The following is a 12153-nucleotide window of genomic DNA, read 5'->3' as shown; positions in this document are numbered from 1 at the left end:
TTACCAGCTCTTTCAAAGCCATTTCAACGACTAAATTGTGGATTATGCAAACCTGTCAATTGCAAAGCCTGTTGCATCAGTTGCTCATCTATATTCAAAAGTGTATTCATTGCTATTCTGCCATTTATTTCCTAGTTCGACTCAATTTTAGCATAATGCCAAGTCTATGCTGGAAAAAGTAATTTTTTAAAATTGGCGAATTAACATGTTCCAAATCAGCGCAATCCGCCGCCATAAACACCATCACCCCAACAGGAAATTAATTATTTAACGCAATGTAAAAACAATATTTTTTGTAACTAATTGAATTAAATAGATTAACAGGATTAATACAACTAATCCTGCTAATCTTGATTTTAACAACTACAATCTTTCTGCAACTAATTCAATCCAATGCTTTACAGGTACTTGGCTTTTACTTTGTAAATGTGCCTGACAACCAATATTTGCCGTGACGATAACACTGGGTTGTCCAGACTGTAACGCATTAATTTTATTATCTAACAATTGATTAGCAACGGCTTTGTTAAATAAAGAATACGTGCCTGCTGAACCACAACATAAATGCCCATCAGGCACAATGGTTAGTTTAAACCCGAGTTTTTTCAGCAGATTTGGTAGTATGAACGGTTGCCGTTGGGCATGTTGCAAAGAACACGGAACATGCACAGCAACCATTTCGGGGCTAGGTGGTAAATCAGGTGCGGGTTTTAATTTATCCAAACCTTCTTGCAATATCACTTCGGTTAAATCCCGACAAATTGCAGAAATACGCGCAGCTTTGCTCGCGTATTGTGGGTCATCTTTAAGATAATAACCGTATTCTTTTACCATGTTGCCACAACCGCTTGCCGTCATTACGATGGCTTCTGCTCCCTGTTCAACAAATGTCCACCACGCATCAATATTTTGGCGCATCCGTGTTAAACCTTCTTCATGGGCAGCAAGGTGATAATCCACCGCACCACAACAGCCTGCTTGAGGTGCGCTAATTAACCGTATGCCCAATTTATCTAAGACTTTCATTGCATCTGCATTCGTTTTTGGGGCGAGTGCTGGTTGTACGCATCCATCCAAAACCAGCATGATGCGAGCGTGTGCTGTTGGCGTGTAAGGCGTAAATGCTATTTTTGGCGGAATATGGTTTTTTAGTGATTGTGGCAACAAAGGACGCAGGGTTTGCCCAATTTGCAGTAGGGGATTGAATAAAATGGAATTGGGTAAGACTTGACGAATTCCCCAGCGTTTTAAACGTTCGGAAAGGGGACGAGCAACCGCTTGTTCTAATAAATCACGACCAATATCGATTAAACGGCCATATTTAACCCCTGATGGACAAGCAGCTTCACAGGCGCGACAGGTTAGACATAAGTCTAAATGGTGTTGAGTTTCTTCAGTCACGGGGTTGCCTTCTAAAAAGGCTTTAATCAGATAAATGCGTCCGCGTGGACTGTCTAATTCATTACCCAGTAATTGATAGGTTGGACAGGTGGCAGTACAAAAACCACAATGGACACAAGTCCGTAAAATTGCGTCGGCTTCTTGTCCTTGGGGGGTTTGTTGAACAGATGGAGTTAAATTGGTTTGCATAATTTAGAAATAACAACGAGAAACAGATAAAAGAAAAAACGCGATAGTTACCACGCTTGTGCCATCCGCTGAGGATTTAAAATGCCTTTTGGGTCAAACTGTTGCTTTAGTCGTTGATGTAACGCATCTAGTGGGGTCGGTAAGGGATGAAAGATAGCACTGTGACGGTCGCCACCTTTAAATAGGGTCGCGTGTCCACCGACAGCCGCAACACTTGCTCGTATTTCTTTTGCGGTCGCATTGCTTTTAAGCCAGCGCAATCCTCCTCCCCATTCGATAAGACTTTCTCCCGCTAAAGATAGTGGTGGCGTTGTGGGGGGAACGGAAAGCCGCCACAGTGGGCTGGTGGTTTGGAAAAAAGCTAAACGTTGCTCGCGTAAGTCTGCCCAGAATGTGTCTGCGTCAGCCAGCGTTTCTCCGCCGATTTTTTGTTTTGCTGACTGAATACTCACCCCATTTAAGCGCAAATAGAGTTTACCATCAATATAACAACTGGCGGTGAGCGGAATTGTTTGATTTCCCCAGAATGTCATGTGTTCAAGGGCTTCAGTAAGGGAGCAGGATAAAATACGTGTGGTTTGTTCGGGTAAAATAGGCATGACTTTACAGGATATTTCTAGTAATACACCCAGCGTACCGAGTGCGCCCACCATTAAGCGGGATACGTCATAGCCCGCGACATTTTTCATAACCTGTCCGCCAAATTGTAAAATATCACCTTGACCGTTTAGGCATTTCACGCCCAAAACAAAATCACGCATCGCGCCGTGATAAGGGCGTGCTGCACCTGATAATCCACAGGCAATTGTTCCACCAAAGGTCGCACTCTCACCAAAAGCAGGGGGTTCAAAAGCAAGCCATTGTCCACGTTCTGCCAATATTTGTTGAATGGTTGCGAGGGGCGTTCCTGCCCGTGCAGTAATCACCAATTCGGTGGGTTCATAATCAATAATACCTTGATGTGCTGCTGTATTTAGCACTTGTCCTGTGCTGGCGCGTCCATAAAAAGTTTTACTCTGACCGCCAACAATTTGTAGTGGTGTGTGTTGTGCATAAGCTGTTTGTACGCTTGTTTGTAGAGAATGAGTGATATCAGTCATGCGTTGCTCTGCGAGTCAATGGGGGGAAAATGTCACAAGTGATGAGGGCATAACATAACAAACCTGAATATAGGTTGGCTATTTTGTGGAATATGAATTTATTCGTTCCCATTATGTTTAGTGTAAATTCGGTTTAAGTTTTGCGTTAAGCTGTACAGTTTAATCTGCTTGTTCAGATGATTATTTTCAGGTTGTAAAAAGTGTTATATTCCTATTTAATTGATTATAAATTATTAATTTCATATCCCCCAGTTTTCTATGGTGTGGATATTGCATAGACGAAATACAATAGTTAAATTATATAGTTTACTTTAGTGTCCTTATAAAAATTGTGCTTTTGTCTATCAAAGCAGTGTATAGTTTCAACCCCTTATCGTTTTAACAGGTCGCATTCAACACATGAGAACGAATTATTATTGGTTTGTAATTTTATTATTACTTTCCCAATCCTTAAAAGCAGACGACGCACTAGACGCATTTTTAAATAACTTTAAGACATTACACGCAGAATTTACCCAAGTCCTTTATGCTGAAAATGGTGAATTATTACAAAGTTCCAGCGGTGAAATGTATATTAAACGCCCTGGTAAATTTCGCTGGTTTTATAAATCCCCTTATGAACAACTTATTATTGCTGATGGGGAACGTGTTTGGATTCATGATGCTGATTTAGAGCAAGTCACGGTTAAAGCCTTAGATAAAGCCTTAGGTCAAACCCCTGCGCTGTTGTTGACCAGCGAAACCAATGTAAATGAAAATTTCACTGTAAAACGGTTATCTGCAACAAGTGGTATCATTGTGTTAGAAATCCGCCCAAAAGGGGAACAACCACAGTTTGAAAAATTGATACTAACCCTCGAAAATGACACGTTACAGAAATTGGAATTACAGGATAATTTAGGACAAAAAAGCCTAATTAGCTTTAGTAAAATGCAAAAAAACCTGACTGTTGATGAAGATTTATTTATTTTCACGCCACCCGCAGGGACTGATATTATTAAAGATATGTAAATCCTACAGGTCTAACTGGGATCGCAATGCTCGCCAATATCGCACAACCAAATAATGCCGCTAACAAAACCAATGACACAGGAAACGATAATGCCTGAAGCCAATTTGACAATTTCTTATGTTGATTTGGGAGCAACCGATCAGGCTGTGCTCAAGGTAGCGACGGGTCTATTAGCAAAACATAATGACCTCCACGCCAATATTTTAAATAAAGAAGATGTAAGCGGTCATATTGTGATTGTTGATGTGGATAATCCCGATGGGCAAACGTTTTATAATCAATTTAATGGACGCAGCGGACGTGGCATGTTGATTTTATCGAACAATGCATTGAATGAACATCGCTATCCCGTTTTAAGAAAACCTGTGCGCGTGCAAACCTTGCGTGATGTCATTTTTGATTTACATAACGAGTTGCAAAATTCAACTAAAGTACCTGCTCGTCAAGCACCCACATCAACGGCTGAGGCTGATGATGCTGATAAAAAAATCAAACCCTTCGTTATTCCTCCGCCTGTTAAACTGGCTGAGTTAGACAACAACTTGTTTTTTGTTTTATTAAAAGCGCAAACAGAAAAACAATGTATGCAAATTTTTTGTCCGCCCCATTCGCCTTTATTTGTTGACCCAGAGAAAGGCATTGTTGCAACGTCTGCCTCGCGTGAAACCTTGCGCAAAATGACACATGGAGAAGCCCCTGTCATCAGTAGCACAAGGTTATCTGACACTGATGTTGATATTTTAGCAAAAGGACAGTTGATTATTCCCTTTGCTAGTGTCTTATGGAGTGCGGCTGTTTATGGTTCAAAAGGACAATTAATTGCTACACATAAAAGTGATGTTCCTGTCCGTTTAAAAGCATGGCCTAATTTGTCTCGTTTAGACTTTCAGCCCATCCACATGAAATTAACAACCATTATGACAGGGCAAACATTAACCCTACAAGAAATTGCACAGCGTTTTCAAATAGAATGGGATGTTGTTGCAGGCTTTTATAATGCTTGTTTTGCAACAGGATTATTATTAATTAATCCCACAAAAGCTGCCGCTGTCGTCGCGCCAAAAGTGGTTACGGAAAAAAACAGTTTATTTAGCAAAATTGCAAAGCGGTTAAAATTAGGGTAGGACAAGATAGGGAACATGAAGACTGTCAACATCAGAATTCGCTAATAACCAGACATAAAAATATTGTTTTCTCCCGCCTTTAAATTCTAAACCTTCGGCTAATCCTAAAAATTCTGATTCAGACAATTTCTAAAACGGATAACACCACTTGAAACGGGTGATATCCGTATTATTTTTTAGCAATAACTCCTTGTATTAAATAAGATTATCTAAGAGTGAAATTGTCTAATGGCTTTTTGTAAAGCGGGTAATAGGTCTATTTGACTGCGATAACGTACTGCAATGTAGAGAGTGATGATTTTTTGAATGGGTTGTGCTAAATCAGGTCGTAATGTCGTTGCACGCTGGCTTAATTTTAAAGGTGGTTCACTGGCGTGATGTGTAATACCTGCACGAGCAAGTTGCTGACAAAAACGGTAGTATAATTGTTGTACAGGGTCACGATAACGTTGCGCACGTTTGAGTAGCCATAAACTAATACCCAATAATAGCGTTGCCACTAACACGACCAGTGCAATAGTCATGTTTTGCCATGTCGCATCTTTAATCCCTACATTGCTAAAAAACTCTTTTTGTCGACTGTTATCATAACCAAGTACCCATTGATTCCAGTCATTATTGAGTGCATCCCAATTTTCTTGCAGTTGTCGCCAGAATGTTCCTAACTGGGAATTATTATCCATTTCGAACCCTGCAAAAGTATCAAAATTACTTGCAAACGTTGCGGTTGCACCGCGTTCAATACGCTCTGGAGCGACTGCACCTGTTGGTTCTATTCGTACCCAGCCTGTTCCTGCTATCCAAATTTCACTCCATGCGTGTGCATCGCGTTGTCGTACAACCAAGTAATTACCAACCGAATTGAATTCTCCGCCTTGATAACCTGTCACAATACGTGCGGGTATGCCTGCTGCGCGCATTAAAACGGTAAAAGCCGCCGCATAATGTTCGCAAAATCCTTCGCGGGTCTCAAATAAAAACTCATCAACAGGGTCTTTATTAATAGTGAGAGGCGTTAGGGTGTAATGAAAGGGTTCTTGATTAAAGTATTGTAACGCCCGTTGTGCAATAGCGAGTGGGTCGGGGTTTTCTTGTTGCCACTGTTTTGCAAGTGCCTTCGCGCGCGGGTGCATATTGGCAGGTAATGTTAAATTGAGTTTAAGTAGCTGTTCATCCGCTAATTCAGCGCGATAGTGTGTATATGAAGTTACTTGATAACGCATCCGTTGGCGAACAGGGTAAAACGTTGTTATTTCATATTTTTGATTGCTGAATGTACTGTCAGGGGTTTTTGTGGGCATGTCTAGGGCAAATACCCAGCGTTGATTATGTGGCTCTAGTGTGACGGTATAAGTGTAAGGGGTATCTAAAAAGGTAAGTTGGCGATTTTGTACAATCATATTTTTTTCTACATCACTTTTCCATTCTTTCCCATCGGTATAAGAAAAGACGGGACCGCGCCAATATCGTTCTTGATGACTGGGAATCTTGTCATTTTCAAATTTAGCCCGAAATGCAATTTCATCAGAAACCGTTAATTCACTGATATTTCCCAGCAACATATTGTTTGTTAAGCCCGTGACACCACTAAAAGCATCTTTTGGTATTCCCCATAAAGGACCTGCAACACGTGGAAAGAAGATAAATAGCACAAGCATTAAGGGGATAGCTTGGAAGAGTAAAAGCCCACCTAAACGTAATCGTTTCCAAAGGGTTAACCGTTCATTGTAATCACTTAAACCGATGAGTGTTGCCGTCATCACCAACATCACAATAAACATGTATAACGCCGTTAGAATCGTTTGTGAATAGAGAAAGTTGGTAATAATCAGAAAGTAACCTAAAAAGCAGATAAGCAGTGCATCCCGTTGATTGTGCATTTCAATCATTTTTAGGCTGCACAAGGCAACCAATAAGGCAACCCCCGGATCTCGTCCAAATAGCGTGCGATAAGTATAAAGAATGCCCACGACCACAAGGCATGCAAAAAGCGTTTTAAGCAGTTGGCTAGGAAGCCCATACTGTTTAGCCGTGCCTAAAAATCGCCATAATAGAAAGAGGATAAAAAATAGGCTAGTCCATAATGGTAAACGGCTAACATGGGGTAGTATCACCATGATTAAGGATACTAATAACCAGTTAAGTGTTGCTATACGTGGAAAAATGGGGGCGGGGGTGAAAAAATTAATCATGCTGGGGCAGTCCAAAAAGTGCGAGGGCTTTTAAACAGTTATCTCGATGTTGCGCGCCATTATTAGGGGGAATTTTTACATGCGGAAGGTCTAAACCATAAACAGCCCCTTCACTGTCCGCAATGAGTACCCACAAGCATAATTGTGATAATTTTTTTTCTAACGCATTAATCTGGATGACATCTGTCCAACGTAGCCAATGATGAGTATAACCCGAGCCACCATATTGTTTTATCAGCCAACCCTTTTCACGGGCAACGGCTTTCCAATCTATATGTCGTGGAGAATCGCCCATTCTATAATCGCGATAACCCACAAAATCATCACCTTGACCAACCTCTAATCCTGCTTCCCCTTTTTGATTCGCCTCGCCACCAATCGGGAGCAAGCGTTGCCCTGTTGGTGCGGGATAAACAATCGTGGACATATCCACGTAAATATATGACCACGCATAAAATAAGCCTAGCGGAAAACAAGTTGAAATAGTGATTTTATCTAAGAATAAACGCCCGCGTTGTTGTGCTATAACAGGTGTAGTAATTGCGATGCGCTCATTTGCAGAAATATCAATAATCATGGGTTTACCAACTTCTTCACCAATCTGCTCAGGCGTGCGTTGCCAACATAAAGCATAACGTTCAGGACGTTGGCGATTATCTATCCATAATTGAAACTGTGCCGTTTCGCCAACAAATACAGGCTCGACCTTACCCAGTGTTATCGCCAAATTCAATAAATTATGTTGTGTGTAAAGGGTTGAAATTAAAGCCATACTAAACAATAGAAAGGTAAGAACATAGCCCATACTATTGCTATAGTTAATTGAGCCTACCAACATGACAAATAAAACCAAACCAAATAAAAACCCTGAGCGGTTTGGCACGATATAAATGCGCCGTCTTGTAAGCGAGACAGGCAGCGTTTGAAAAGTGCGTTTTGGTGTCAGTTTTAGTTTTAGTCTCAGTCGTTGTAGAAAACGGGTTTTATTTGTCATAAGCTATTGTCAACTATGAATTAAGGTTTATCGAGTGCTAAACTTTTGCGGCGTGCTTCGTTGGATTCTTCCGTTCTGCCTTGCGTTTCATACAAACTGCTTAAACGGCGATATTGCACAGCACTATTTGCTTTATCACCAATAGATTGGTATGACTCGATGCTTTTAAGCAACATAGACTCCGCCGTGAATAAATCGCCTAAGTGCATATAGGCCATGCCTAAATCGCCATATTGCTCCGCCACTTCTTGTTGATGATCATTATCCCGATAATAATCTAACAACTTATTATACAAAGGAATTGCTTTTTGCCATGCTTGTTGTTTTGCATACAAAGTGCTGAGATTTTTGTACTGTAACAATACGCCTTGTTGGCGATTTAACGCCTCATTAATTTGCAGACTGCGCGAAAACATCTCTTCTGCTTTGTCCAACTTATCTTGTTGCCAATACAAATGCCCTAAGTTACCCGTTGCAACGGCAAGCGCGTCTTGTTCAACCGTATTTTCTGGTAACGCTAACACTTGATTAAATGCCGTTTCCGCTTTATCAAATTGTGCTTGTGCTAGCCACAAACTCCCCAAATCATTCCACCAACGGGCATTATTGCCCAAATAAGCAGCTTGCTCATAGCGTTGTAACGCAGCAGTGATATCGGTTAGCAGTAATAAACTACTCAAATGTTTTGCCATCATCGCCGCTTCTTGACGGCTGTTTTCACCCTCATCACGGTGTTGTTCAAACAAATGTTGATAAATCGTAACTGCCGCGCTGGTATCACCTTGACGTAATTTTTCAATCGCCTCTACACGTTGGTTTTCCGCTGGAAAGGGTAAATTGCTCAACTCGTCAATTGCCATGACCAAGTTATTGAATTGCAAGGCATGAATAGCTGGGTTTTTTAACAATTCATCTGCATCTTGCGCTAATAAATTCTCAGTAATAGCTTGTACATCTTGACGGTCTAACGCATAGAGATTGGTTGCAGAAAAAATGGACAAATAACATATTAAAAAATAAAGTGAATATTTATTCACCATATTGACCTCTGATAAAAATGTTGGAAAAAGGAGCATTGATAACGATAACATCAGAAATAGAGGTGAATGGCTTCACAAACAATAGGGATAAGAATACTTAAAATGGATTTTTCTGTTACTTTATGTTGTAACAGGAAATAGATATATAGGAATTTGTGTTTACCGACCTGTCAATTTTGCCAAATCAGCATTCACTGGATTATCAGCCCCCAGAATTTAGAAATCCTATTTGTTACCTTCATAAGGCTGAAAGTTCCCATTCAGACAATTCAAATGCTTGCGTTTTAGCCAACAAGTGTTGGCATCGCCCATACCTTATTTAACGCTACAACAATCGTAATCCCAACGGTAAAGATTCCCCAAATACTTTCTGTGCATCACCTTCGTCTAATACACTCACGGTTTGAACCAAGGCTATCCATGTCGCAGGGGCTTTATTTGCCTGTAAAGTTGATATAACTGTTTGACGCAATGTCGGATTAATATCGCGTTCTCTATCACCGCTCATACGCGCCAATAAAGTTGTTGCAAAACCTGCCAAGGAATGTGTTTTCCAATTAAATTGCAATAAAATTTGTAACCAGTTTTCTATCACCGCAACAGGAACGACATAATGCACACTGCCATAACTCGGCACGCGCGCGCCGATGCGTCCAATTGCCCAAAACGCATGATTGGATTCTTCCCCCTGTTGTAAGCGGGTAAGCAAATAATTGCCAATATCGATTTTATCCGCACTGTCTAATTGCTCTAAACTCGCTACTAAACGGATAACTTCTTCATAACCTTTTTTCTTTAAATCGACAATATGTTGTTTATAAAATCGTTTTGGTACGGTGGCGAAATAAGGTTTAATCGATTGATAAATTGTCTGTTGTGCCTCGTGTGACAAGCCCCCCGCAACCCGTCGCCATATCGTCCACCACTCCGCCCAATTTTGCGCATTTTCTTTATATTGAATCCCTTGTGGATAGATTGCCCATAATTGTTGCACACGCCACTCATCCAACGGATAGCCCATTCCGGGACGTAAGCAAAAACCTGTTAAATTTAGCCATAACCGTTCATGGTCAGCGGAACGACGACGACGATTTAAAGCCTCAGCCAGCCAAACATCTGCTTGTTGCCGTAATAATACGGTATCCCAACTATCACGTTGACCCAACACTTTTTCTAATTCATTACGTAAATTTTTAACCGATTGTTGTGCAGTCGCTTTATCACGGGTGCCATAAAAATTTTCTATTCCTACAATGGCCTCTGCAAAGCGTGGATGTATCACATTGGATAATAAAGTATTTGCTTGTCCACGTAGTTGAAACTCTAATTGCCAATGTTGGGCGGGATTGTCTAACGCGCTACATTGCACAGCAACCGTGCCAACTTCGCTAAGTGCGGCAGAGAGTAACACAGGAATGCTCGCTTTTTGCTGTTGCGTATCTATCACGGCAATTAAAGGCGGTAACACACTAAAAATTTCGGGATTAATGTTTGCTAACTCACCTGCTTGATAAGGAATGTCATGTGTCGTAGCGTATAGATGAAACTGCACGGGCTGCCCAATATTCAACGCAAATGTATTATTTTCAAGACGAATTTCAGTGCTTTCTTCTGTGCCTTTCGGCAGTAAACAAATACCTTGCGGTGCTGTCGTTTCCGTTTCTAAAGCAAGAAAATAACTCCGTGCGGAACCACCGCCAATTTTTAGCTGTTGTCCGCGTCGCGCAAGGGAATACGCCACCGCCCCATAAGCAACGGCTAAATCAGGATGTGGATTATCTAACTGATGTAAGGCTTGCCCGTGCCATTCGCCCAATGTATTTAACAACTTTTTTTGTAGCAAGGGACTATTGAATACCCCCCCATTACATAAAACAGTGTCAGGCAACGCGGGCGTGTTATCGGTAATACCTAAAGCTTCTTGAGCAGTGAGTGCGTGTTGTGCAAGAAAGTGGGCAATGTGGCGGGTAATTGCAGGGTCTTGTGCGAAGGGTAAACCAAACTCGACCAATCCTGCACGGCGTTTTTGAGGCTGTACGTTATAACTAACGGAAGGAAAAAAGCCTTCTAGTAAAGCATTGCGCACTTCTTCACGACGCAACGTTGTTGTTTTAGCATTACCGATTAAACGTGAACCTGTTCCCAACAAGGTGATATTACATTGCTCAGGGGCAGCCTCTGCAAGCAACTGCTCTTTTGCCCAACGGGTTTGAAGCATCAATTGCGCTAAACTCGCACTATTTAAAGGATTTCCCGCTTGCATTAAACGACTTTCTGCCAAATGTGCAAGGGCTAAATCCATGTTATCCCCGCCGAGCATCAAATGCTCACCTACACCGATTCGGGTTAATTTTGGTAATTCATCTGCTTGTTGCTGAATTTTTATAAGGGTTAAATCGGTTGTGCCACCGCCTACGTCGCAAACCAATAATAAACGGCTATTTCGTAACGCATTATGTAAATCCGTTTGATGACGATGTAACCAATCATAGCAAGCGGCTTGTGGCTCTTCTAACAAGTGAACCGTCGGCAAACCTGCCAACTGTGCAGCAGTCACTGTTAAGCGTCGCGCGCCCTCATCAAACGAGGCGGGAACGGTTAAGACAATGTCTTGTTGTTCCAATAAATCGTGGGGAAATTGTTGATTCCACGCCGTGCGAATATAAGCCAAATAGCTAGCACTGGCATGAAGTGGGGAAATTTTCGCCACCCCCTCCGCTCCTCCCCACGGCAAAATTGGTGCGGTACGGTCAACTTGGGTATGTGACAACCAACTTTTTGCACTATGAATTAATCGCCCTTGCGATTTCGCGCCGAGTTGCTGAGCAAATTCGCCAAAAATCGCCACAGGATTCTCAACCGTAAAGGCAAGATTTCCACTGCCCTGTTGTAATGTTTCAGGTTGTAACTCACCGTCAGCAGGATGATAGCGCACGGAAGGCAACAAGGGACGCGATGCAACTTCCCCCACATTCACGAGTTGTTCAATAGGAAATAATTGAATTATTTTAGTATGTTGTTGTGTATCATGATAAGCGACAACGGTGTGAGTCGTGCCTAAATCAATACCGACGAGATAGCGGGACATAGTATTCTTTTGG

The 12153-nt window shown here is 41.6% G+C and carries 9 protein-coding genes; 2 read left to right on the top strand and 7 right to left on the bottom strand.

Translation table 11 applies throughout. The features are described 5' to 3' along the window. Positions 1–363 precede the first annotated feature (363 nt). The gene (gene glcF, locus AL038_RS05295) at positions 364–1590 is read right to left on the bottom strand and encodes a glycolate oxidase subunit GlcF (protein WP_062150058.1); all 1227 of its coding nucleotides are present in this window, start codon (positions 1588–1590) and stop codon (positions 364–366) included. Positions 1591–1637: 47 nt separating this feature from the next. Next, positions 1638–2690 carry a glycolate oxidase subunit GlcE gene (gene glcE, locus AL038_RS05290; protein ID WP_062150056.1) on the bottom strand — a complete coding sequence of 351 codons (1053 nt, stop codon included), beginning with the start codon at positions 2688–2690 and terminating at the stop codon, positions 1638–1640. 399 nt (positions 2691–3089) lie between these two features. Between glcE and lolA the strand changes: the two genes are divergently transcribed. Both lolA and AL038_RS05280 read left to right on the top strand, forming a co-directional pair. Continuing rightward, the gene (gene lolA, locus AL038_RS05285; protein WP_062150053.1) at positions 3090–3701 is read left to right on the top strand and encodes an outer membrane lipoprotein periplasmic chaperone LolA; all 612 of its coding nucleotides are present in this window, start codon (positions 3090–3092) and stop codon (positions 3699–3701) included. A 90-nt stretch (positions 3702–3791) separates the two neighbouring features. Then, positions 3792–4826 carry a hypothetical protein gene (locus AL038_RS05280; protein WP_062150050.1) on the top strand — a complete coding sequence of 345 codons (1035 nt, stop codon included), beginning with the start codon at positions 3792–3794 and terminating at the stop codon, positions 4824–4826. On the opposite strand, the gene AL038_RS18760 is transcribed toward AL038_RS05280, so the two are convergent. The 5 genes from AL038_RS18760 to AL038_RS05260 form a co-directional block, all read right to left on the bottom strand. Next, positions 4818–4952 carry a hypothetical protein gene (locus tag AL038_RS18760; protein ID WP_272898039.1) on the bottom strand — a complete coding sequence of 45 codons (135 nt, stop codon included), beginning with the start codon at positions 4950–4952 and terminating at the stop codon, positions 4818–4820. The two genes, AL038_RS05280 and AL038_RS18760, sit on opposite strands and share 9 nt — an antisense overlap. An 83-nt stretch (positions 4953–5035) precedes the next feature. Further along, positions 5036–7018 carry a transglutaminase TgpA family protein gene (locus AL038_RS05275; protein WP_062150047.1) on the bottom strand — a complete coding sequence of 661 codons (1983 nt, stop codon included), beginning with the start codon at positions 7016–7018 and terminating at the stop codon, positions 5036–5038. Then, positions 7011–8012, bottom strand: a complete 1002-nt coding sequence (locus AL038_RS05270) for a DUF58 domain-containing protein (RefSeq protein WP_062150044.1) — start codon at positions 8010–8012, stop codon at positions 7011–7013. Before AL038_RS05270 ends, AL038_RS05275 begins: the two co-directional genes overlap by 8 nt. 20 nt (positions 8013–8032) lie before the next feature. Then, complete coding sequence (locus AL038_RS05265; RefSeq protein ID WP_161575434.1) at positions 8033–9013, bottom strand: tetratricopeptide repeat protein; 981 nt, start codon at positions 9011–9013, stop codon at positions 8033–8035. Between the two features lie 364 nt (positions 9014–9377). Further along, a complete protein-coding gene (locus tag AL038_RS05260) occupies positions 9378–12140 on the bottom strand; it encodes an Hsp70 family protein (protein ID WP_062150038.1) in 2763 nt (920 codons plus the stop codon). Between the last annotated feature and the right edge of the window lie 13 nt (positions 12141–12153).

Source organism: Beggiatoa leptomitoformis (assembly GCF_001305575.3).
GTDB classification, from domain to species: Bacteria; Pseudomonadota; Gammaproteobacteria; order Beggiatoales; family Beggiatoaceae; genus Beggiatoa; species Beggiatoa leptomitoformis.
The sequence above is the reverse complement of the archived record's forward strand: the minus strand, read 5'-3'. Positions and strand labels throughout refer to the sequence as shown.

Coding starts and splice junctions, on each gene's coding strand:
- glcF (WP_062150058.1), bottom strand. CDS start 1,590: ATGCAAACCAATTTAACTCCATCTGTTCAACAAACCCCCCAAGGACAA.
- AL038_RS05260 (WP_062150038.1), bottom strand. CDS start 12,140: ATGTCCCGCTATCTCGTCGGTATTGATTTAGGCACGACTCACACCGTT.
- AL038_RS05270 (WP_062150044.1), bottom strand. CDS start 8,012: ATGACAAATAAAACCCGTTTTCTACAACGACTGAGACTAAAACTAAAA.
- AL038_RS05280 (WP_062150050.1), top strand. CDS start 3,792: ATGCCTGAAGCCAATTTGACAATTTCTTATGTTGATTTGGGAGCAACC.
- lolA (WP_062150053.1), top strand. CDS start 3,090: ATGAGAACGAATTATTATTGGTTTGTAATTTTATTATTACTTTCCCAA.
- AL038_RS05275 (WP_062150047.1), bottom strand. CDS start 7,018: ATGATTAATTTTTTCACCCCCGCCCCCATTTTTCCACGTATAGCAACA.
- glcE (WP_062150056.1), bottom strand. CDS start 2,690: ATGACTGATATCACTCATTCTCTACAAACAAGCGTACAAACAGCTTAT.